The 23,409-nt window shown below is 50.3% G+C and carries 13 protein-coding genes, 1 tRNA gene and 1 rRNA gene; 12 read left to right on the plus strand and 3 right to left on the minus strand.

Going from position 1 to position 23,409, the window contains the following annotated elements; all coding sequences use genetic code 11:
- The first annotated feature begins 85 nt into the window (after positions 1 to 85).
- The 8 genes from RHOM_RS04705 to RHOM_RS04740 all read left to right on the plus strand — a co-directional run bounded on the left by RHOM_RS04705 (position 86) and on the right by RHOM_RS04740 (position 8,733).
- Positions 86 to 2,974 (plus strand): 23S ribosomal RNA (locus RHOM_RS04705).
- Positions 2,975 to 3,091: 117 nt separating this feature from the next.
- A tRNA-Trp gene (locus RHOM_RS04710) sits at positions 3,092 to 3,162 on the plus strand.
- 404 nt (positions 3,163 to 3,566) lie between these two features.
- Positions 3,567 to 4,355: a DUF134 domain-containing protein gene (locus tag RHOM_RS04715; RefSeq protein ID WP_014079124.1), complete on the plus strand. Its 789-nt coding sequence runs from the start codon at positions 3,567 to 3,569 to the stop codon at positions 4,353 to 4,355.
- Positions 4,356 to 4,376: 21 nt separating this feature from the next.
- The gene (locus tag RHOM_RS04720; protein WP_014079125.1) at positions 4,377 to 4,997 is read left to right on the plus strand and encodes a DUF4317 family protein; all 621 of its coding nucleotides are present in this window, start codon (positions 4,377 to 4,379) and stop codon (positions 4,995 to 4,997) included.
- A 32-nt stretch (positions 4,998 to 5,029) separates the two neighbouring features.
- Entirely contained in the window at positions 5,030 to 5,233 is a 204-nt protein-coding gene (locus RHOM_RS04725; RefSeq protein ID WP_014079126.1) for a hypothetical protein, read from the plus strand.
- A 93-nt stretch (positions 5,234 to 5,326) separates the two neighbouring features.
- Positions 5,327 to 6,097, plus strand: coding sequence for a cell wall hydrolase (locus tag RHOM_RS04730; RefSeq protein WP_014079127.1), 771 nt, complete (start codon positions 5,327 to 5,329; stop codon positions 6,095 to 6,097).
- A 251-nt stretch (positions 6,098 to 6,348) separates the two neighbouring features.
- Positions 6,349 to 7,704 (plus strand): C40 family peptidase, encoded by a 1,356-nt coding sequence (locus tag RHOM_RS04735; RefSeq protein ID WP_014079128.1) that lies wholly within the window; start codon positions 6,349 to 6,351, stop codon positions 7,702 to 7,704.
- 105 nt (positions 7,705 to 7,809) lie between these two features.
- On the plus strand, positions 7,810 to 8,733 hold the full coding sequence (locus RHOM_RS04740; protein ID WP_014079129.1) for an ROK family protein: 924 nt from the start codon (positions 7,810 to 7,812) through the stop codon (positions 8,731 to 8,733).
- Positions 8,734 to 8,866: 133 nt separating this feature from the next.
- Here RHOM_RS04740 and RHOM_RS04745 read toward each other — a convergent pair whose 3' ends face one another.
- The gene (locus RHOM_RS04745) at positions 8,867 to 10,507 is read right to left on the minus strand and encodes an ABC-F family ATP-binding cassette domain-containing protein (protein WP_014079130.1); all 1,641 of its coding nucleotides are present in this window, start codon (positions 10,505 to 10,507) and stop codon (positions 8,867 to 8,869) included.
- Positions 10,508 to 10,696: 189 nt separating this feature from the next.
- Between RHOM_RS04745 and RHOM_RS04750 the strand changes: the two genes are divergently transcribed.
- The 4 genes from RHOM_RS04750 to RHOM_RS04765 all read left to right on the plus strand — a co-directional run bounded on the left by RHOM_RS04750 (position 10,697) and on the right by RHOM_RS04765 (position 19,082).
- Entirely contained in the window at positions 10,697 to 13,906 is a 3,210-nt protein-coding gene (locus tag RHOM_RS04750; protein WP_014079131.1) for a bifunctional diguanylate cyclase/phosphodiesterase, read from the plus strand.
- Between the two features lie 140 nt (positions 13,907 to 14,046).
- The gene (gene nifJ, locus RHOM_RS04755) at positions 14,047 to 17,592 is read left to right on the plus strand and encodes a pyruvate:ferredoxin (flavodoxin) oxidoreductase (RefSeq protein ID WP_014079132.1); all 3,546 of its coding nucleotides are present in this window, start codon (positions 14,047 to 14,049) and stop codon (positions 17,590 to 17,592) included.
- A 159-nt stretch (positions 17,593 to 17,751) separates the two neighbouring features.
- Complete coding sequence (locus tag RHOM_RS04760) at positions 17,752 to 18,483, plus strand: hypothetical protein (RefSeq protein WP_044024612.1); 732 nt, start codon at positions 17,752 to 17,754, stop codon at positions 18,481 to 18,483.
- An 89-nt stretch (positions 18,484 to 18,572) separates the two neighbouring features.
- A complete protein-coding gene (locus RHOM_RS04765; RefSeq protein WP_014079134.1) occupies positions 18,573 to 19,082 on the plus strand; it encodes an HD domain-containing protein in 510 nt (169 codons plus the stop codon).
- A 637-nt stretch (positions 19,083 to 19,719) separates the two neighbouring features.
- Here RHOM_RS04765 and RHOM_RS04770 read toward each other — a convergent pair.
- Both RHOM_RS04770 and RHOM_RS04775 read right to left on the minus strand, forming a co-directional pair.
- Positions 19,720 to 21,654 carry an ABC transporter ATP-binding protein gene (locus RHOM_RS04770; RefSeq protein WP_014079135.1) on the minus strand — a complete coding sequence of 645 codons (1,935 nt, stop codon included), beginning with the start codon at positions 21,652 to 21,654 and terminating at the stop codon, positions 19,720 to 19,722.
- Positions 21,654 to 23,402, minus strand: coding sequence for an ABC transporter ATP-binding protein (locus RHOM_RS04775; protein WP_014079136.1), 1,749 nt, complete (start codon positions 23,400 to 23,402; stop codon positions 21,654 to 21,656). The genes RHOM_RS04770 and RHOM_RS04775 overlap by 1 nt, the downstream gene beginning before the upstream one ends.
- Positions 23,403 to 23,409: the final 7 nt, after the last annotated feature.

Below are 23,409 nucleotides of genomic sequence, written 5' to 3' on the forward strand. Positions count from 1 at the left end.
GAACGAAAGTTCAAGATCGAAGCAATTCGATCCGCGTTATTAAACGCAAAGACCCAGTTTCTAACGCTATAGAAACTGTAAACGAGGTCAAGCAAAAAAGAGCGCAGGGTGGATGCCTTGGCACTAAGAGCCGATGAAAGACGTGATAAGCTGCGAAAAGCTACGGGGAGGAGCAAATATCCTTTGATCCGTAGATGTCTGAATGGGGAAACCCACATGAGCATACCTCATGTATCCATACGCCAATCCATAACGTATGGAGGGGAACCCGGTGAACTGAAACATCTAAGTAGCCGGAGGAAGAGAAAGAAACATCGATTTCCAAAGTAGCGGCGAGCGAAATGGAAAGAGGCCAAACCGGAATGCGTGCATTCCGGGGTTCGGACCGCATAATTGATTCGTCAATCCTAGCAGAAAGGTTTTGGGAAAGCCTGCCAGAGAGGGTGAAAGCCCCGTAAGCGAAAGGAAAGATGACATGGCGGAATCCAGAGTACATCGAGACACGAGAAACCTTGATGGAATGAGCGGGGACCACCCCGTAAGCCTAAATACTCCTTAGTGACCGATAGCGCATAGTACTGTGAAGGAAAGGTGAAAAGGACCCCGGGAGGGGAGTGAAAGAGAACCTGAAACCCTGTGTTTACAAGCTGTGGAAGTGCTTTATATGCACAACCGCGTACTTTTTGTAGAACGGTCCGGCGAGTTACGGGTACCGGCAAGGTTAAGCACTTAAGGTGTGGAGCCGAAGGGAAACCAAGTCTGAATAGGGCGTCAAGTCAGTATCCGTAGACCCGAAACCGGGTGATCTACCCATGTCCAGGTTGAAGTTGCCGTAAAAGGCAATGGAGGACCGAACGCACATCCGTTGAAAAGGGTGGCGATGAGGTGTGGGTAGGGGAGAAATTCCAATCGAACCCGGAGATAGCTGGTTCTCCTCGAAATAGCTTTAGGGCTAGCCTCATTTTAGTCTTATGGAGGTAGAGCACTGAATTTCCGCGGGGGCGTCAAAGCTTACCAAAGAATATCAAACTCCGAATGCCATGTAGATGATGAATGGGAGTCAGACTGCACGAGATAAGTTGGGCAGTCAAAAGGGAAAGAGCCCAGACCACCAGCTAAGGTCCCAAAGTGTGTGTTAAGTGGAAAAGGATGTGGGATTTCAAAGACAACTAGGATGTTGGCTCAGAAGCAGCCACACATTCAAAGAGTGCGTAACAGCTCACTAGTCGAGAGGTCCTGCGCCGAAAATGTCCGGGGCTAAAACACAACACCGAAGCTGTGGAATCACGTAAGTGATTGGTAGAGGAGCATTCTTAAGACCGACGAAGCTGTACCGGAAGGAGCAGTGGAGGGATAAGAAGAGAGAATGCCGGAATGAGTAGCGAGAGAGAGGTGAGAATCCTCTCGGCCGAATATCCAAGGTTTCCAGAGTAAAGCTGATCTGCTCTGGGTAAGTCGGGGCCTAAGGAGAGGTCGAAAGACGTATCCGATGGACAACAGGTTTAGATTCCTGTACCACATATGAACAGAACTGTGGGGACGCATGTGGAGAGCACGAGCCGGGAATGGAAATACCGGTACAAGCGGAGAAGGAGTCTGGTTGGCAAATCCGCCAGGCAATCCGAAGACGTGATGTGGAGCGAATTAGAGTAGCGAAGCGTGTGAGCCATGTGCCGAGAAAAGCCGCTATTGTTTCATGTGTGCCCGTACCGTAAACCGACACAGGTGGATGAGGAGAGAATCCTAAGGCCGGCGGAAGAAGCATTGTTAAGGAACTCGGCAAAATGACCCCGTAACTTCGGGAGAAGGGGTGCCTGCTAACGCAGGCCGCAGAGAATAGGCTCAAGCAACTGTTTAGCAAAAACACAGGTCTATGCGAAACCGAAAGGTGAAGTATATGGGCTGACGCCTGCCCGGTGCTGGAAGGTTAAGAGGAGAGGTTAGCGCAAGCGAAGCTTTGAATTTAAGCCCCAGTAAACGGCGGCCGTAACTATAACGGTCCTAAGGTAGCGAAATTCCTTGTCGGGTAAGTTCCGACCCGCACGAAAGGCGTAATGATTTGAGCACTGTCTCGACAATGCATCCGGTGAAATTGAAGTACCAGTGAAGATGCTGGTTACCCGCGCCAGGACGGAAAGACCCCATGGAGCTTTACTCCAGTTTGGTACTGGGATTCGGTACTGCATGTACAGGATAGGTGGGAGACTAAGAACTTGGGACGCCAGTTTCAAGGGAGTCGCTGTTGGGATACCACCCTTGCAGTATTGGATTTCTAACCAGCCGCCGTGATCCGGCGGTGGGACAATGCCAGGCGGGGAGTTTGACTGGGGCGGTCGCCTCCGAAAGGGTATCGGAGGCGCTCAAAGGTTCCCTCAGAATGGTTGGAAACCATTTGAAGAGTGCAAAGGCAGAAGGGAGCTTGACTGCGACACCGACGGGTGGAGCAGGTAGGAAACTAGGACTTAGTGATCCGGTGGCATAAAGTGGGATTGCCATCGCTCAACGGATAAAAGCTACCCTGGGGATAACAGGCTTATCACTCCCAAGAGTTCACATCGACGGAGTGGTTTGGCACCTCGATGTCGGCTCATCGCATCCTGGGGCTGTAGCAGGTCCCAAGGGTTGGGCTGTTCGCCCATTAAAGCGGTACGCGAGCTGGGTTCAGAACGTCGTGAGACAGTTCGGTCCCTATCCGGCGCGGGCGGAGGATATTTGAGAGGAGCTGTCCTTAGTACGAGAGGACCGGGATGGACGGACCACTGGTGTATCTGCTGTCGACCAACGGCATGGCAGAGTAGCCAAGTCCGGAAGGGATAAACGCTGAAGGCATCTAAGCGTGAAGCCCCCCTCAAGATGAGATATCCCTCACATAAGTGAGTAAGATCCCTTGAAGACTACAAGGTAGATAGGGCAGAGGTGGAAGCACGGTAACGTGTGGAGCTGACTGTTACTAATCGATCGAGGGCTTGACCAAAAAGTTTGTTGGATGATTTCTGTATGAAGTTTTGAAGGTACAATATACCATTGATTTTTTGTGAGATATCTAGTAAGATAATAAATGACGTATCTGATACGTCATTTTTATAAATATAGGGGATTGGTCAAATGGTATGATAGGGGTCTCCAAAACCTTTGGTGGGAGTTCGATTCTCTCATCCCCTGCTCTAAAAACACCGTAAATTCGGTGTTTTTTTCATGCTGTGCTGCATTTCATGTTATATCATATCCTTTCTTTTCCCTTCTGTAAGAATCTTTTTCCCGTTATATTTTTCTATTTGTATCCTACGATGAAACAGCCGGCTCAATTCTGAGCCGAAGAATCTTTTTTTACAGTTAAGATCAGATAAAGAAACCAGGCGATCATGATCTCACCTCCTACAGGATAGTATATGCAAAGGCGGGATCACAATACGGGCGTTTTACATATTCTTACAGATTGTAAACGGGATCGCATTGTGATGGCGGCAGACGGTCAGTATATCAATTTTCATAGGGAGTTGTGAAAAAAGGAAAATTGCGGTATAATAGTTTTTGACATATGACGGAAATAGGCATGAGGAGAAAAGATGGCACGACCGACAAAAGCAAGAAGAATCTGTATGGAAGCGGCATATGATAATTTTTGCCCGAATGGTGTTCCGGCAAGGGAAAAAGTCATTATGACGATGGATGAGTATGAAACGATTCGTCTTGTAGACCTTGAGAAGTGTACGCACGAACAATGTGCGAAGCAGATGGGGATTGCCCGCACAACAGTGACCGAAATTTATGAGTCAGCCAGATATAAAATGGCGGACAGCATCGTAAACGGAAAGACACTGGAGATTTCAGGCGGGAATTATCGATTGTGTGATGGAACGGCCCTGTTTTGTTGCAATAAAATATGCAGGCGCACCTCAACGTCCGTCGGAAAAGATGATATTCAAAGAAAGGAAACAGATCGGATGAGAATTGCAGTTACCTATGAAAATGGAGAAATATTTCAGCACTTTGGACACACGGAACAGTTTAAATTATATGATATTGAGAATAGCCAGGTGGTAAGATCCCAGATTGTCGACACAAATGGACAGGGACACGGGGCACTTGCCGGATTTTTGACGGAGGCGGGTGCGGATGTGCTGATCTGTGGCGGAATCGGAGGCGGTGCGCAAAGCGCACTTGCAACTGCCGGCATAAAGCTGTATGGTGGAGTGTCCGGTGCGGCAGATGAAGCGGTAGAAGCTTATCTTGCAGGAAAATTAGATTACAATCCCGATGTGAGATGTTCTCATCATGAGCATGAGCATTCCTGCGCGGAACATAAGTGTGGTGAAGACAAGCATGGATGTGCCGGCAATGAAATGTTATCATAAAAACACGGGACGGGAGAAATTATGATAAACAGAGAAGATATGCTGGAGCTGACACGCAGAATGACGCCCAGCCGTACTTCCTTTACGCGTGTGGCAGGCGGCTATATGGAGCCGGACGGAGAGATCGATGAGAGTTTTAATGTGAACTTTCTCAATCTGTCTGCGGCGGAAAAGGAGAAAAATCTGGCGATTGCCAAAGCGGTTCCGTTTGCAGCAACCAATGTAAACCTGCGCAGCTACGCATTCGGGGATGGCGCAGAACAGAGGAAAATGCGCCAGTTGTTGTACGGAATGCGCGAGTGCGGACTGAAAAATGATGCGCTGCTGTACACGTTTTATGAGCTTGTGGGTGCCCGGTACCGTAGCAGGGAGCCGTATGCGATTCTGGTCTTTCACGACCGCTATGATGTGCCGGTAAAGGCATCGGACAAGGAGCGGCAGGGGGAGTCGGAGGAGGTATATGAATATCTGATCGGTGCAGTCGCTCCGTTGGTGGGAGAGTACGAGCCGGGGCGGCCGGTCTGCGGGTTTTTATATCCGGCATTTGCCGACAGGAGCACAGACGATGCGCATGTTGCGATCTTTCAGGCGGATCCGGAACACAAAATCCCGGTGTTTGAAGAACTGTTTCTCACACGGTAGCCGAGGAAGATTGTGCCGGAAAAGGTACAAAAATGGCGGGATTTGCGACAGCAGAAACCGCGCAGGAATATTGGAAGGAATATAGAAAACATCCCGTTTCGGGATGTTTTTTTTGTGAGTTTGAGCAGTTCTATTTTAACACATCAAAGCATTCCTCGGAAGTATTGGATACGACAGAACACGCTTTTGCCGCATTTCTGGGAAAATGTAAAGAAAAATTTTCTGGAATTTTGTGAATGGGAAATTTGACTTTTGGGAAGAATCTAGTATGATGAAACAACGAGTGCGAGAGCAGCTCACAGAGTATCATTCTTGAGGAAAGGAGCAAAATGAACAGAAAAATATTGGACGTGACAATGCTGTGCACTTTATGCATTTGTCTTATGGTTGCGGCCAACATTGAGGAGAAGAACACGATACGGGAGAGCAGAGAAGAGATCAGCAGCGCGTATGTAATTTCTGCGGCAGACGGAACTGAGGTTCCGGTTGCGGGTGTGTGCCGTGTTTTATCCGGATATTCATTTACGACAGAATCAGATGAAGCGACAGGAATCACAAAGAACCCCAGAACAATGGTAGCAAGTGCGGCACCGTCCGATGCGGCACAAGAAGTACAGGCAGCATCGGAGAAAGCAGAGACGCCGGAAGCCAAAGTACAGGCAGCATCGGAGGAAGCAGAGGCGCCGGAGGCGGCAGAGAGCAAGCCTGCGACGGCAGAGACGACGGCCGGTGCAGAGAACCGCTGGAATATCACATTGACGCAGGAGGAGATAGATTTGTTGGCAAAAATCGTCTGGCTGGAATCGCAGGGCGAGCCGACAGAAGGGCAGGAAGCCGTGGTCGAGGTAGTTTTTAACCGGATGGCTTCCGAAAAATATCCAGATACCTTGTATGACGTGCTCAGTCAGGGAAACCCGACGCAGTTCTGTTCCTGGAAGAACAGAGAGCGGGCAAACCCCACGGAGAAGGAATACACTTCGATTCATGAGGTATTGAATGGAAATACACATATATTAAGAAATGATACGTTATATTTTTCTACGGAACCGTTGACGCCGAGACTGGACCAAAAGATCGGCGGACACAGCTTCTGCTATTAGTAAGGAAGTTTAGGTTAAACCGGAAGGAAAATACGAAGGGAACCCGCAGGGACGAAAGAACCTTTGGGTTCCTTTTGCGTTGCGGGACAAAGCGGCAGACCGGACAAAAGAGAGCGAAAAATGGAAAGAGTTCCCTGTAGATTCCATGTGGTTCCTTTGTTACAATACGGTTGTTGCAGAAATGAAATATTTTTGTAACAAATAAGTAACAATATGGAAGCATATGGAATAAATCGGGAGGATTCTACATAATGAAGAAAAGAATGACAATACTGGCGCTTCTGCTGGCGGGAGCCGTCACACTGGGAAGCTATGGAATGGTGCAGGCAGGACAGGAAAAACGTGAGGTGCCGGTGGCGGGCGTGACACAGACGCTGGCACAGGTGCTTAAGGAAGCGGGAGGAGTGCAGGCGCAGACGGCGGATGTTGTGGAGGAACTGCAAAGTAACGCGGCTGTGGCGCGGATGATGGAACCGGAGATGGTGGCAGAGGAAGCGTGGGAGACGGCGGAGATTGCGGAAAATGAACTTCCGCAGACCGCGTCAGAGTTTGCGGATATTGCAGTGGCGCAGGTGAATCACTATGTCAACGTGCGGCAGGAACCGGATACGGAGAGTGAAATTCTTGGAAAACTTTACGACAAATCCGCAGCCACTGTGCTGGAGACGACGGAGGACGGGTGGTACCGGATTACGTCCGGAAATGTGAACGGATATGTCAAGGCGGAATATGTGGTCGTGGGGGATGAGGAGCTTGCCAGAAGTGTGGGAACGCGCCTGGCGACCGTCACAACGACGACCCTGTTCGTGCGGACGGAGCCGACAACCGAGGCGAAGGTGCTTACCATGCTGCCGGACGGCGATGACGTTGTGGTAACCGACGAGTCGACGGAAGGCTGGGCGAAAGTGTCCACCGCGGACGGTGACGGTTATGTGGCACTGGATTATGTGACGCTGTCCACAGAGTACATTCATGCAGAGTCAAAAGCGGAGGAAGAGGCGCGGCTTGCCAGAGAGGAAGCAGAACGGCAGGCGGCAGCCCGTGCGGCGGAGGAAGCGCGCAAAGCCAGAGAGGCGGAGGCGGCACGTGCGGCAGCAGAACAGGAAGCAGCCCGCAAAGCGGCAGAAAAACAGGAGGTGAAAAAATCCGGCGCGGGCAGCAGTGCGGGAAGCAGTTCCGGAAGCAGCGCGGGAAGCAGTTCCGGAGGCAGCGCGGGAAGCGGTTCCGGAAGCAGTGCGGGGCAAAGTGCGCAGACGGCTTCCTCCAACGGTCAGGCGGTGGTCGATTACGCGAGACAGTTTCTGGGAAACCCTTATGTATACGGCGGCAACAGCCTGACAAACGGAACCGACTGCTCCGGATTTGTCAAGGGCGTGTATGCGGCATTTGGAATCAATCTGCCGCGCACATCGTCGGAACAGCGGAGTGTGGGATATGCCGTCAGCCTGTCGGAAATCCAGCCGGGCGACATTGTCTGCTATAGCGGCCACGTCGGCATCTATGCGGGCAATAACACACTGATTCATGCGAGCAATGAAAAGACAGGCATTACGCTGACTTCTCCGGTAACCTACCGCAGCGTGCTGGCGGTGCGGAGAATTTTCTAATTCATCCGGGAGGGCTGCTGTCTCTTAAATATTCCGGTTCTTTGAAATATGACTGGCGGAGAGAACTCCGAAGTGGTATATATAAGAAAAGGGAGGAAGAGAAGGATGCGGATTGGTGGAATAGAAGCGGGCGGCACCAAGATGGTGTGCGCGATCGGGGAAGTGCAGACAGACAAAGGACAGCCGGGAGAAAATCAGGTCACAATCACAGAGCGTGTGACGATTCCCACAGAGAAGCCCAAGATTACCCTGCCGCGCATGGCTGCGTTTTTTGAGGGAAAAGGAATCTCGTCACTCGGAATCGGGTGTTTCGGACCGGTGGATCTGCACCGTGCGTCCCCGACCTATGGATATATTACCAGCACGCCGAAGCTGGAATGGCAGAATGTCGATATGGTGGGAACTTTTACACGGGCGCTCGGCGTCCCGGTCGGATTTGATACGGACGTGAATGCGGCGGTGCTTGGCGAAGTTACCTGGGGAGCCGCAAAAGACTGCGACACGGCAATCTATATTACCGTCGGCACCGGCGTTGGCGTGGGCGTCTACTGTAACGGGGCGCTCATGCACGGGCTGGTGCACCCGGAGGCAGGACATCTTCTTCTGCAGCGTCACCCGAAAGACACCTACGCCGGAAAATGCCCGTACCATGCCAACTGTCTGGAAGGGCTTGCAAGCGGTCCGGCGGTGGAGGCGCGCTGGGGCAGACCGGCAAAGGAACTGGCGGACCGGGAGGATGTCTGGGAGATGGAGGCGTTCTATCTCGCGGAGGCGGTTGCAAATTATGTTCTGACGTATTCTCCGCAGAAGATTGTGCTGTGGGGCGGAATTATGCACCAGAGCCAGCTCTTTTCAATGGTGCGCACGAAAGTGCAGGAACTGCTGGGCGGGTATATTTCCAATGAGAAAATCTTAAAGGAGATCGATACCTACCTCGTGCCGCCGGCACTTGGAGAAAATCCGGGTATTATGGGAGCGTTTGCGCTCGGTATGCGGGAGGCAGAGTACCGGAAGCCTAAGGAAGCGTAGGGGCGCCGGAGAACAGGATCGCGGAATCGGCGGGAGTGAAAACAGAATTTAGAAGAACAGAAAACGGGAGCGCTATGCCGGAGATTTTTCCTGACACAGCGCTCCCGTGTGATTTTGTAAAAAAGACCGGGTCTTAGTTATCGCCCTCGTCATCCGATGACATGGAGTATACCTGACGTTTTCTTGCCATCTCATCATTCTCGAGGTATTCGTCGTAGGTGGATACCTTGTCGACAAAGGTGCCGTCCGGCAGGAACTCGATGATACGGTTCGCTGTGGTCTGGACAACCTGATGGTCACGGGAGGCAAAAAGAATAACGCCCGGGAACTTGATGAGTCCGTTGTTTAATGCGGTGATGGACTCCATATCCAGATGGTCGGTCGGTTCATCTAAGATCAGCACGTTGCTTCCCATAATCATCATGCGGGAAAGCAGGACACGTACTTTTTCTCCACCGGAGAGGACACGCATTTTCTTGGTACCGTCATCTCCGGCGAACAGCATACGTCCGAGGAAACCGCGGACATAGGTTGCATCCTTGATCTCGGAGAACTGTGTCAGCCAGTCAACGATCAGAAGATCGGTATCAAAGATCTCGGTGTTATCCTTCGGGAAGTAGGACTGGCTGGTCGTCACGCCCCACTTGTAGGTGCCGGAATCCGGCTCCATCTCACCGGCAAGAATCTTAAAGAGCGTTGTCTTTGCCAGCTCGTTGCTTCCGACAAACGCGATCTTGTCGTCATGTCCGACGATAAAGGAGACATTGTCGAGCACCTTGACGCCGTCGATGGTCTTGGTAATGCCTTCGACGGTCAGAACTTCATTGCCGATCTCACGGTTCGGACGGAAATCGATATACGGGTATTTACGGCTGGACGGACGGATTTCGTCGAGCTGAATCTTTTCCAGGGCACGCTTTCTGGAAGTCGCCTGCTTGGATTTGGAAGCATTCGCGGAGAAACGGGAGATGAATTCCTGCAGCTCCTTGATCTTCTCCTCTTTTTTCTTGTTGGCTTCCTTCATCTGCTTTACGAGAAGCTGGCTGGACTCATACCAGAAATCATAGTTGCCGGCGTAGAGCTGGATCTTTCCGTAGTCGATATCTGCAATGTTTGTGCAGACTTTGTTTAAGAAGTAGCGGTCGTGGGAAACAACGATGACCGTGTTCTCAAAGTTGATTAAGAATTCTTCTAACCAGCTGATCGCATCGAGATCCAGATGGTTGGTCGGCTCATCCAAAAGAAGAATGTCCGGGTTGCCGAAGAGCGCCTGTGCAAGGAGAACCTTGACCTTTAAGGCACTTGGCATATCCGCCATGAGCGTGTAGTGATCCTCCGTCGGGATGCCAAGACCGTTTAACATGGTGGCTGCATCGGATTCAGCATTCCAGCCGTCCATATCTGCGAACTCGGCTTCAAGCTCACTGGCGCGGATACCGTCCTCGTCCGTGAAATCCTCTTTCATGTAGATCGCGTCTTTTTCCTTCATGATATCGTAGAGACGCTTGTTGCCCATGATAACGGTATCGAGTACCGTGTACTCGTCATATTTAAAATGATCCTGCTGCAAAAAGGAAAGACGCTGACCCGGCGTGATGATGACTTCTCCGCTCGTCGGTTCAAGCTGGCCGGACAGAATCTTGAGGAACGTAGATTTTCCGGCGCCGTTTGCACCGATCAGACCGTAGCAGCAGCCCTCTGTGAATTTGATGTTGACATCTTCAAAGAGAGCTTTTTTTCCGATTCGTAAAGTGATGTTGCTTGTACTGATCATATTTATGTTCTCCTAACTTTTCTTGTAAATCACCTGCTTTTATTGCACCAATTCGTATCATACTAAAAAATACGGAGAAATGCAACCGGAACTTCTTATTAAAAAGGGCTTTCACGCTGTGACAAATTGTTTGGATTTCGTTAAAAATTTGATATAATGTACGGGAAGGCAATCGGAGTTATCTTAAGTATGACAGAGGAAATTGCATCTCAGGAGATTGATTTTATGGAGTATGGGGATACGCAAATAAATACAATAGACATGGAGCGGGGGCAGAGAAAAGATCTGATCGGCAAGATGCCGGTCGGAATAGCGGTAGTCCGCGGCGGGAATGAGCTGTATATTGAGATGGTGAACCGGGAATTTTTGCATGCAGAGGGGTATGACAGGGAGGAACTGACCGGAAATACGCCGTTTGTGGAGTATTTGTACCGGGACGATACCGGTGTGTTCGAGGATGCCATCGAAGTGTGCCGGGAACTAAGAACCACGGAGGAGATTGAACTGCGCATCCGTACGAAGAGCGGCGGCGTCTGCTGGGAACTGATGCGGTGCAGACTGTATTATTACCGGGACGCGGTACCTTACTATATCCTGGCAAGCTGGAACATAGACAAGCGGAAGAATCTGGAGGAAGAACTGCGCCTGATGGAGGAGCAGTACAGCATGTTAGAAGAGGTCACCGATGAATTCCCGCTAGAGTACGACGTTGCACAGCGGCGTTTCAGGGTGCCGCGCAAATATCGCGGGAACGGGCAGCCGGGAACGGCAGGGCGCAGATATATGGATTATGAGGAGATGCTCGCGGATATCTGCGAGGAGGATCGTGCCGCGTATGCCAGGGTGCTGGAGGCAGCCAGCAGGGATGTGCGGACAGGAAGTATTGATTACCGGATGAATGTGGCGGCTGCCGGGGAGGAACCTGTATATGTGTGGTACCGGACGATTTACCGGAGCATTGTCGGGGACAACGGACAGATTATCCGCATCATCGGACGCAGCTACGATGTCAGCTCCGACCGCAGGATTCAGGAGGAACTGTCGGAGGAGGCGAAGCGCGACCCGCTGACAAGGCTTTATAATAAGGTGGCGGCATCCGGAGAGGTAGAACGGATTTTAAAAAGTGAGCCGGAAAAACAGCATGTGCTGTTCCTGATCGATATTGATAATTTTAAGCGGATCAACGATACATTCGGGCATACCGTCGGAGATACGGTAATTACTGATATTGCCGGCGTGCTGCAAAGCCAGTTTCAGGAGACAGATGTCACCGCAAGAGTCGGAGGAGATGAATTTCTGGCGCTGATGCGGGATGTGGCTCCAAAGGAGGCAGAAGCGTGCGCCGCGGCGCTGGGCCGGGAAGCCAGAAAAAAGCTGATCGGCGACGACGCCATCGTTGAGGTGACGCTCAGCATCGGCATGGCAGTATACGGCGAGGATGGAAGAGATTATGAGACCCTGTTTGCGATGGCTGACCGGGCGATGTATGCCACGAAGCGGGAAGGAAAAGACCACTATTCGTTTGCGGGCAAAAAGCAGCAAGAGGGAGCAGAGCGGGAGCGCAGGCGCGACAGGATTGAATATGCTCCGGAAAGCGGGCAGAAGGTGGATAAAGAGTTCCTGAATTTTGCGTTCAGCCTTCTCTCGCATGCGAAAGATATCAACGGATCTTTGAACGTGCTGATCGAACAGATTGGGAAAAAATACGGGCTGGGCTTTGCCATGGTGTTTGAGTACCGGGAAGAACAGCAGGAAATGGTGTTGATGAATTACTGGAACCGGGATGGCAGCCGGGTGGAACAACAGGTATTCCCACAATCGGTTACAGTGTTCCGGGAGGCGGAAATCGGGCGTTTTGTCTCGACGCCAACGGAAGATATATTAACGGAGGTTCCCCAGTTGGGGGCGGAGAAATATCATGGAACTTCCATCAAAAACTGTGGAAATGTAAAGTTTGAATTTTCCGGTAACAGAAGTGGCTGCCTGTGTGTGGGAAGCAGCAGTGCAGAGGGATTTTCCAAAGAGGAAGCAGGGATGCTCAGTGAACTCGCGCGGGTGGTTGCTGTATTTGTCTCCCTTCGCAGCAGGCAGAGCGATGACCAGGCAGAGATACGGCATCTGCAGAATCAGGATATGCTGACGGAACTGTATAATCTGGACACATTCCGCAGGCTGATCCGGAAAAAATTAAAGAGCGGTGGGCTTGCGCAGGATGAGAACATGGTGTACGCGCTGGTAAATCTGGACGTGAACAACTTTGCCTATGTAAATGAAAATTATGGACAGGAGGCCGGCGACAGTATTCTGCAGGAGCTTGCAGCGTTAATCCGCAGCGAGTCCCATGTCGTGGAGGCCTGTAGAATGTATTCGGATTATTTCATTGAGTTGGTCAGAGGAACGGACAAAAAGAACATTCTGGGGCTTGTGGAGAGAGAGGATCAGATGTTTGGCGAACAGTTAAAGATCCGCTATCCGGCGGGAGCCATGCAGCTTTCGGCTGGAATCTGCTTTATCGATGACGGGGAAGAGACGTTTGAGAAGATACTGGAGGGAGCCAATCTGGCACGAAAGCTTGCCAAGGAGCAGAATGTGGGAGCGGTCGTTTACCGGGATGACATGAGGAAAAAACGTGATGAGGGAATCCGGATTACCGGAAGATTTTACGCGGCACTGCAGCGGGGCGAGTTCGAGGTATATTTACAGCCGAAGTTCCTGCTCCGCGAGGAGCGGGTCTACGGCGCCGAGGCGCTTGCACGCTGGCGTCTGGAATCCGGCGAGATTCTGTCTCCCGCACGGTTTATCCCTGCACTGGAAAATATAGGCTATATCGTGGATCTGGATTTTTATATTCTGGAACAGCTGCTTCGGGCAATGCGCCGCTGGAGGGATTCCGGAAGAGAACTGTTTACGATCTCCACCAATTTTTCCAGGAGAAATTTTGAGAACGGCGGCGACGATTTTATCGAACGCCTGCAGAATACCCTGCAGCGGTACGGGATTGATCCGTGCTACATAGAGATCGAGGTGACGGAGAGTGTGATTGTGGAGAAGTTAGACAGCTTAAAGGCGTGTCTTACCAGACTTGGCAAACTCGGCTACCGCATCGCCATCGATGATTTTGGAACCGGCTACTCGTCGCTGAGCGTGCTGTTGGAAATCCCGGCGAATGTAGTGAAGATCGACAAGAGCTTTACCGACAAAATCCACCAGAACGGACAGAGTGCTTTTGTCTATCAGATGGGGCAGTTCATCCAGTCGGCAAAGGAGGAGGTGATTTTTGAGGGAATCGAGGAGGAGCAGCAGCGGACGTTTTTGATGGAGTGCGGTTTTAACTACGGTCAGGGCTATTATTTTGACCGCCCGCTGCCCCTGGAGGAGTTTGAAAAAAAGTATATCTGACCAGGGACAAACAGAACATGACAAATGTAGATTGCACACGTTTTCGTACAGTCTGAAACCTTTACAATCGACAAATTAAATGCTAAAATTAGTCTTAAGTCGGAATATGACACTCTATTTTAATTTAAGGAGGAATAATAATGTCCAGAGCAAAACAGTCAATGGACGGTAATACAGCGGCAGCTCACGTAGCTTATGCGTTTACAGATGTTGCAGCTATTTACCCAATTACACCTTCCAGCCCGATGGCAGATACCGTAGATCAGTGGTCTGCAGCAGGACAGGAGAATATTTTTGGCAATCAGGTCAAAGTCGTAGAGATGGAGTCTGAGGCAGGTGCAGCAGGTGCCGTACACGGTTCCCTTGCAGCAGGTGCGCTGACCACAACCTTTACAGCATCTCAGGGTCTGTTACTTATGATCCCGAACATGTACAAAATCGCAGGCGAGCAGCTTCCTTGTGTATTCGACGTATCCGCGCGTACCGTAGCTACCCAGTCTTTAAATATTTTTGGTGATCACAGCGATGTTTACGCCTGTCGTCAGACCGGTTTCGCTATGCTGTGCGAGACCAACCCGCAGGAAGTTATGGACTTAAGCCCGGTAGCTCATCTTGCTACAATCGAGGGTAAGGTTCCGTTCATCAACTTCTTCGACGGATTCCGTACTTCCCATGAGATCCAGAAGATCGAGAAGTGGGATTATGCAGATCTCAAAGAGATGTGCAACATGGATGCAGTTGCAGAGTTCCGTGCACATGCACTGAATCCGGAGCATCCGGCTATGCGTGGTTCCCACGAGAACGGAGATGTTTTCTTCCAGCATCGTGAGGCTTGCAACACAGCTTACAATGAACTCCCGGCAATCGTTGAGAAGTACATGAAGAAAGTCAACGAGAAGCTTGGCACAAACTATGATCTGTTCAACTACTACGGAGCACCGGACGCAGAGCGCGTTATCGTAGCTATGGGTTCCATCAACGACGTAGCTGAAGAGGTAATCGACTACTTAACCGCTAAGGGTGAGAAGGTCGGACTTGTAAAGGTTCGTCTGTATCGTCCGTGGGTATCAGAGGCATTTTTAAAGGCTCTTCCTAAGACAGCTAAGAAGGTTGCTGTTCTTGACAGAACAAAGGAGCCGGGTGCACTTGGTGATCCGTTATACCTTGATGTTGCAACCACACTCCGTGAGGCTGGTCTCGACACTGTTGTCCTGACAGGCGGACGTTACGGATTAGGTTCCAAGGATACACCTCCTTCAAGTGTATTCGCTGTATACAAAGAGCTGGAGAAAGATGCTCCGAAGGCTCGTTTCACAATCGGTATCGTAGATGATGTTACGAACTTAAGCTTACCAGAGGTTAAGCCGGCTCCGATCACATCTGCAGAAGGTACTGTAGAGTGTAAGTTCTGGGGTCTCGGCGGTGATGGTACTGTTGGTGCGAACAAGAACTCCACCAAGATCATCGGTGACCACACAGACAAGTACATCCAGGCATACTTCCAGTATGACTCCAAGAAGACCGGTGGTGTTACCATTTCCCACTTAAGATTCGGTGACAAGCCAATCAGAAGCCCGTACTACATCAACCAGGCAGACTTCGTTGCATGTCATAACCCGTCTTATGTAACCAAGGGATTCAAGATGGTTCAGGACGTTAAGCCGGGCGGAGTATTCATGATCAACTGCCAGTGGTCTGATGAAGAGTTAGCTCATCATCTGAATGCAGATGCGAAGAAGTACATCGCAGAGAACAACATTCAGTTATATACAATCAACGCAATCGACAAGGCAATCGAGATTGGTATGGGCAAGCGTACCAACACGATCTTACAGTCTGCATTCTTCAAACTTGCAAACGTTATGCCGATCGATCAGGCAGTAGAGTTCATGAAAGCTGCAGCTAAGAAGTCCTACGGTAAGAAGGGCGACGCAGTTGTAGAGATGAACTACAAGGCAATTGATGCCGGTGTAGACGCAGTACATAAGGTAGAGGTTCCGGCTTCCTGGAAGAATCCGGAGGCAGACGCAGCTCCTGCAGAGCTTAAGGGTCTTCCGAAGACTGTTAAGATGGTAAGAGACTTAATGGAGCCGATCTCCTTAATGGATGGCGATTCCCTTCCGGTATCCGCATTCAAGGAGAACCCGGACGGACAGTTCGAGCTTGGCGCTGCTGCATATGAGAAGCGTGGTACAGCCGTAACCGTTCCGACATGGAATGCTGAGAAGTGTATCCAGTGTAACCAGTGTGCATTTGTATGTTCTCATGCAACCATTCGTCCGTTCATGCTGAGCGAGGATGAGGTGAAGGCAGCTCCTTCCAACATCAAGCTTGCAGATACAAAGCCGAAGGCAAGCGAGTACAAGTACACCATGAGCGTATCTCCGTTAGACTGTATGGGATGCGGTGAGTGTATCACTGTCTGCCCGGTAGGCGCAATCGAGATGGTTCCGCAGGAGTCTCAGGCAGAAGAGCAGCCGGTATTCGATTACCTGGTAGCAAACGTAGGCAAGAAGCCTGGCATGCCGGCAGACAACACTGTAAAGGGATCCCAGTTCAACCAGCCGCTGCTTGAGTTCTCTGGTTCCTGTGCAGGATGTGCTGAGACATCTTACGCTCGTCTGATCACACAGCTGTTCGGTGAGCATATGTACATCAGTAACGCAACCGGATGTTCCTCTATCTGGGGTGGTCCGGCAGCTACATCACCATATACGGTAAACAAAGATTCCAAGAAGGGACCGGCATGGGCAAACTCCTTATTCGAGGATAACGCTGAGCATGGTCTTGGTATGGAAATCGGTCAGAAGGTACTTCGTGAGCAGGCAATCGCTTCTGCAGAGAAGTGCGCAACATCTGACAAGGCAAGCGCTGAGTTAAAGGCAGCATTTGACAAGTTCGTTGAGACAAAGAACGATACAAAGGCAAATACTCCTGCAGCAGCAGCTCTTGTAGCAGAGTTAGAGAAGGCAGCAGCAGCCGGATGCCCGGATGCAAAGGCTGCAGTTGAGAAGAAAGATTACCTCGCTAAGAAGTCCGTATGGATCTTCGGTGGTGACGGTTGGGCATACGATATCGGATTCGGCGGTCTGGATCACGTACTTGCTTCCGGTGAGAACGTAAACGTTATGGTATTCGATACCGAGATGTACTCCAATACAGGTGGTCAGGCTTCCAAGGCTTCCAACATCGGTGAGGTTTGCCAGTTCGCAGCTTCTGGTAAGGAAGTTGGCAAGAAGAGCCTTGCAGAGATCGCTATGAGCTACGGTTATGTATATGTAGCACAGATCGCTCTCGGTGCAAACATGGCTCAGGCTGTCAAGGTTATCGCTGAGGCTGAGGCTTACAACGGACCGTCTCTGATCATCGGTTACGCTCCATGTGAGCTGCACGGTGTAAAGGGTGGTATGAACCACTGCCAGGATGAGATGAAGAAAGCAGTAGCAGCAGGTTACTGGAACCTCTTCTCCTTCAATCCGCAGCTCAAGGCAGAGGGCAAGAATCCGTTCACTCTGACATCCAAGCCGGGCGACGGTTCTTATCAGGATTTCCTGAACAACGAGACACGTTACAGCCGTCTGACCAGAGCATTCCCGGAGAGAGCAGAAAGACTGTTCAAGGCTTCCGAGGAAGCTGCAAAGGCTCGTTACGAGCACTTACAGAGACTGGTAGAGCTGTACAAATAATCAGTCCGATCAGCAGATTGTGTAATGCATAGAAGGATCGCAGTTCATGTTTCCATGGACTGCGATTCTTTTTGTGCGTTATACTTGCACGTTTGTAATTAGATATGTTAAAATAAGCCGAAGTATATTAGACAATAACGTATAGGACAGGAAGAGAAAATGATGCAGTTAAGCAGAGAGAAAAAACATTTTTTGCACTGCAAATACAGAGTGGCACTGGCATGTCTGACAGCAGTCAGCCTTATTGGCGGCTGCGGATATCATAAAAGCTATCATCTGGAGCGGAAATACGGCGACGTTCTGAAATCGTTTTTGCCGGACGGGTATGAGATCACAAGGACCGAGAAGGAAGATAAGGTAAACGGAAAACACTATTATACCAGCAATAATCATCCTACTTTAGACGGATACGTATACGACACCTATGATTATTACAGCATTGATTACGGATATAACAATTCCCACTCCTGGTATATCAGCACGTATCTGGTCGCAAACGGAACATACGAGGATGACGACTGGATGGCATCACAGGTATGGGGGCAGATTATCTATGAGATCGAGCGTCTGATACGCAGCACGACAACAACGTATAAGTATGAGGATGAAAACGGAGACTCCCAGAATTTTGGAGCAGTGTGCACGCTGCATGGAATGGAACTCTACTGTGATATGGATGACCTGGAGATTTTGAATAACCCGACCGGGATCAATCTGGCTGAATTTACGTGGGATGATGTGAGAAGTCTCGGTAATCCGGAGATCAAAATGTATGCAAAATCTTCTACTAACAAGGATGCGCTGCAGGAAGATGTGATTCAGGGTGTGCAGGAAGCGATTCAGGAAGATGCGGGAGATGGAATTGTAATCACAATCGAAGTGGACAGGTAGGACTTGAAACAGAGGTGGTTTTGATCTTGCCATGCAGCCGAATGAGATCCGGTGGTTATCAGATCTGACAGAGGAAGTGTTTAAGGGAAATGGACAGAAAAAAGAAGCGGATTCATTTGTCAAAAGAGAATGAGAAAGTTTTTCGGGAGATTCTTACGGAGGTATGCAAAAATTCCAGGTTTCTCTCCTCCAGCCGGTTTATGCAGCATGGTTCCACGAGCGTATTCCGCCACAGCGTGGCGGTGGCGTACGTCAGTTTTTACATTGCGGAAAAGTATAGAATCCGCGTGAACTGCCATGCGCTGATCCGCGGGGCGTTACTGCATGACTATTTTCTGTACGACTGGCATGAGAAGGACGATTCCCATAAGTGGCATGGATTTTATCATGCAGGAAAAGCGCTGCAGAATGCGATGGAAGATTTTGAACTGAGTGAGATTGAGAAGGAGACGATCCGTCGGCATATGTTTCCGCTCAATCCGATTCCGCCGTGCTGCAGGGAGGCATGGATCGTGACACTGGCGGATAAGATCTGCTCCGGCGGGGAGACTGTCGAAGGATTTTGGGAGAAGTTTGAGGAGATTAGGAATCCCTCATAAAATAGATTGCCGCAATAAGCATAGACCTTTTTTGGGTGATAAGTAATATTATGAGAAACGCACTTCGGGATTTCATGTGGAAATGCAGATGGAAATTCGTTTGAGAAAAATGTGAGAATTTCTTCCGGCTGAATGTTTGCATCGGATTCCGTGTCTCTTCCACGTTTGGATAATCCGACGGGTGCATGTCCGACACACCGGAGACAATGGGCGGACTTTCTGGTGTCCCTAATGGCACCTCTTCACAGACGATATAAAACCGCGCGAACCGAAACTCGTTGCCATCTGCTATTAAAAACATGGCAGATGGCAATTCAGACATCGGCTTCGCGCGGTTATGTTTTGTTCAGAGGTGCCAATAAGGGACACACACAAAAGTCCTACAAATTGTCTCCGGGATGCGGACATGACCCGCGGAGTGCTCCAAACTTGGAAAGACACGGATCATCGAAGATGCAAACATTCGGTTGGTTAGAAATTCCACATTTTTTGAACCGAATTTCCGGCTGCATTTCCATCTGAAATCCCACGGTGTGGTCCTCTAATAATATTACTTATCAGAGCAAAGCACGCTATGCTTAGTGCGACAGTTCTATTTTTTTGGGAGTTTCATCTTCCGCTGGAATTACACGGGAATTTAGCCTTCCGCTAAATTCCCGGTATACAGCTGATAGTATTTGCCGTGTTTTTCAATCAGCTGATCGTGGCTGCCGCGCTCGATGACGCGTCCCTGTTCCAGGACAATGATGCAGTCACTGTTGCGCACGGTCGAGAGACGGTGCGCGATCACGAACGTGGTGCGTCCCGCCATCAGCTTATCCATACCGTCCTGCACAATCTTTTCGGTGCGGGTATCGATGGAACTTGTCGCTTCGTCCAGAATCAGAACCGGCGGATCGGCGATGGCAGCTCTTGCGATGGCAAGCAGCTGACGCTGTCCCTGGCTTAGGTTGGCACCATCGCCGGTCAGCAGGGTGTCATAGCCGTTCGGAAGCTGCTGGATAAATGTATCTGCGTTGGCGAGTCTGGCAGCTGCCATGACTTCCTCATCTGTGGCATCCAGCTTGCCGTAACGGATATTTTCCATAACCGTAGCCGTGAAAAGATGGGTGTCCTGCAGCACGATTCCGAGAGAGTGGCGCAGGTCATCTTTTTTGATCTTGTTGATATTGATGCCGTCATAGCGGATCTTGCCGTCCTGGATATCGTAGAAACGGTTGATCAGGTTGGTGATGGTCGTCTTTCCGGCGCCGGTGCTGCCGACAAAGGCAATTTTCTGACCCGGCGTAGCGTAGAGATCTACGTTGTGAAGAACGGTCTTCTCTGGAACATAGCCGAAATCGACATCATCAAATACCACGTCGCCCTTTAATTCAATATAATCGATACTGCCGTCTGCCTGATGGGTGTGCTTCCATGCCCACATACCCGTACGCTCTTTGGATTCCACAATCTGTCCGTTCTCCTGTCTGGCGCGGACAAGTGTGACGTAGCCGTCGTCCACTTCCGGCTGCTCATCGAGCAGAGCGAAGATACGCTCTGATCCGGCGAGTGCCATCACGATATTGTTAAGCTGCATGGAGAGCTGGTTGATCGGCTGCCCGAAGCTCTTATTATAGGTAAGAAAACTTGCGAGCTTTCCGAGCGTAAATCCGCCATATCCGCCCAGAGCAAGAATACCGCCGACGATCGCGCAGAGCACGTAGCTGATATTACCGATCTGTGCATTGACCGGCATTAAAATGTTACCGAACTTATTGGCATTGTCTGCACTGTGGAACAGCTGGTCATTGAGCCGGTTGAAATCGGCGATACTTTCCTCTTCATGGGTGAAGACCTTGACCACCTTCTGACCGTTCATCATCTCTTCAATGTAGCCGTTGACCGTCGCAATATCTTTCTGCTGTGCGATAAAGTAGCGGGCACTTAAGGCACCGATCTTCTTTGTGGCAAACAGTGTGACACCGACCATTACAAGTGTGACGAGCGTCAGCGGAATGTTGAGAAGAAGCATACTGATAAAGACGCTCACGATGGAGATGATGCTGTTCAAAAACTGCGGCATACTCTGGCTGATCATCTGGCGCAGGGTATCAATATCGTTGGTATAAGTTGACATAATGTCTCCATGGGAGTGTGTGTCAAAATACCGGATGGGAAGCTCTTCCATGTGGGTGAACATGTCGTCGCGCAGATGCTTTAAAGTACCCTGTGAGACATTGACCATAATTCTTGTGTATATGTAGGCTGCGATAGCGCCGATGCCGTAGAAGACGGCAACGCGTAAAATGGCGTGTGCGAGACCAGAAAAGTCCGGATCGCTCTGCTTCATCAGCGGCAGGATATAGCCGTCGATTAAGGTCTGCATGAACCAGGTTCCCTGCACACTTGCGAGAACCGTGATAAAAATACAGATCACGACAATGACGCAGTGTACGGCATAATTTTTCATAATATAGGAAAGCAGGCGCATAAAAAGCTTTCCCGGATTCTTGACATTCGGTCTGGGACCGTGACCGCCGCGGCCGCCCGGTCCGCCGATCGGCTTTGCATTTTTTTCATTCTGTGGCATCAGGCAGCACCTCCTTCATCAAAATCACCGCCGCCGCCGGTCTGTGACTCGTAGACATCGCGGTAAATGGCATTGGTCTGCAATAATTCTTCGTGTGTGCCGAAACCGTTCAACTCTCCGTTATCCAGCACAATGATGCGGTCTGCATCCTGAACGGAGGAGATCCGCTGTGCGATAATCAGCTTGGTCGTGTTTGGAATCTCCGTGAGAAAAGCGCGACGGATTTTGGCATCGGTAGCGGTGTCCACCGCGCTGGTGCTGTCGTCTAAAATCAGAATCTTCGGCTTCTTTAAGAGCGCGCGGGCAATACACAGACGCTGTTTCTGACCGCCGGAGACGTTGGTTCCGCCCTGCTCGATGTAGGTGTTGTAACCATCCGGAAAACGCTCGATGAATTCGTCGGCACATGCCAGTTCGCACGCGTGACGGCATTCTTCGTCGGTCGCATGTTCATCTCCCCAGCGGAGATTCTCATAGATGGTTCCGGAGAAAAGCACATTGTTCTGCAATACGACAGAGACCTCGTTGCGGAGGGTGTCAAGATCGTAGGAACGGACGTCTTTTCCGCCGACGAGAACACGGCCTTCGGATACATCGTAGAGACGGCTGATGAGGTTGACGAGCGAGGACTTGGAACTTCCGGTTCCGCCGATGATACCGATCGTCTCGCCGGATTTTATGGAGAGGTCAATATCGGAGAGCACTGGCTTTGCGGATGTCCTGCTGTAACGGAAGGTCACATGGTCAAAGGTGATGCTTCCGTCCGGCACGGTCTTATCCGCATTTTCCGGATTGGTGATGTCACTCTTCTCATTTAATACTTCACAGATACGCTCGGCGCTTGCCACACTCATGGCCAGCATGACGAACACCATGGACAGCATCATCAGGCTCATCATGATATTCATACAATAGGTAAGAAGACTCATTAGTTCTCCGGTTGTCAATGTTCCGCCGACAATCATTTTTGCGCCCACCCAGCTGATCGCAAGAATACAGCTGTAAACGGTGATCTGCATGACCGGGTTGTTGAAAGCCAGAATGCTTTCCGCCTTGACAAACATGTTGTAAATATTCTGGCTGGCTTTGCGGAACTTGTTTTTCTCGTAATCTTCACGCACATAAGCCTTGACCACGCGGATGGCGGATACGTTTTCCTGCACGGAGGCATTTAGGTCATCGTACTTTGGAAAAACTTCCATAAAATAGTGATGCGCGCGCACGGTGATGATGGCGAGAATGATGCCCAGAATGATGACGGCAACAAGATAGATGCTCGCCAGTCTCGGGCTGATGAAAAACGCCATGCACATCGCGCAGATCAGACTGATCGGCGCACGCACACACATGCGCAGCAGCATCTGGTAGGCATTCTGCAGGTTGGTCACATCTGTGGTCAGACGGGTGACAAGACCTGCGGTACTGAATTTGTCGATGTTGGAAAACGAAAAACTCTGGATGTTCTCGTACATCGCTTTTCTTAAGTTACGTGCAAAACCTGCGGAGGCTCTTGCACCGTATTTTCCGCCCATGACACCGCAGAAGAGGGAGAAACAGGCGGCGACAACCATCCAGGCACCCATGACGTAGATATGGTGGATGTTGCCCGCTTCCACACCCTGATCGATAATGGAAGCCATCATCAGAGGAATGATTGTTTCCATGAAGACTTCCAGAATCATGAAGACGGGAGTAAGCAGGGAATCTTTTTTGAACTCCCTGATCTGTGCTCCAAGTGTTTTTAACATAATTTCA

The organism is Roseburia hominis A2-183, assembly GCF_000225345.1.
Classification (GTDB): domain Bacteria; phylum Bacillota; class Clostridia; order Lachnospirales; family Lachnospiraceae; genus Roseburia; species Roseburia hominis.

Coding starts and splice junctions, on each gene's coding strand:
- RHOM_RS04750 (WP_014079131.1), top strand. CDS start 10,697: ATGACAGAGGAAATTGCATCTCAGGAGATTGATTTTATGGAGTATGGG.
- RHOM_RS04740 (WP_014079129.1), top strand. CDS start 7,810: ATGCGGATTGGTGGAATAGAAGCGGGCGGCACCAAGATGGTGTGCGCG.
- RHOM_RS04775 (WP_014079136.1), bottom strand. CDS start 23,402: ATGTTAAAAACACTTGGAGCACAGATCAGGGAGTTCAAAAAAGATTCC.
- RHOM_RS04720 (WP_014079125.1), top strand. CDS start 4,377: ATGATAAACAGAGAAGATATGCTGGAGCTGACACGCAGAATGACGCCC.
- RHOM_RS04770 (WP_014079135.1), bottom strand. CDS start 21,654: ATGCCACAGAATGAAAAAAATGCAAAGCCGATCGGCGGACCGGGCGGC.
- RHOM_RS04765 (WP_014079134.1), top strand. CDS start 18,573: ATGGACAGAAAAAAGAAGCGGATTCATTTGTCAAAAGAGAATGAGAAA.
- RHOM_RS04735 (WP_014079128.1), top strand. CDS start 6,349: ATGAAGAAAAGAATGACAATACTGGCGCTTCTGCTGGCGGGAGCCGTC.
- RHOM_RS04725 (WP_014079126.1), top strand. CDS start 5,030: ATGGCGGGATTTGCGACAGCAGAAACCGCGCAGGAATATTGGAAGGAA.
- RHOM_RS04745 (WP_014079130.1), bottom strand. CDS start 10,507: ATGATCAGTACAAGCAACATCACTTTACGAATCGGAAAAAAAGCTCTC.
- nifJ (WP_014079132.1), top strand. CDS start 14,047: ATGTCCAGAGCAAAACAGTCAATGGACGGTAATACAGCGGCAGCTCAC.
- RHOM_RS04715 (WP_014079124.1), top strand. CDS start 3,567: ATGGCACGACCGACAAAAGCAAGAAGAATCTGTATGGAAGCGGCATAT.
- RHOM_RS04760 (WP_044024612.1), top strand. CDS start 17,752: ATGATGCAGTTAAGCAGAGAGAAAAAACATTTTTTGCACTGCAAATAC.
- RHOM_RS04730 (WP_014079127.1), top strand. CDS start 5,327: ATGAACAGAAAAATATTGGACGTGACAATGCTGTGCACTTTATGCATT.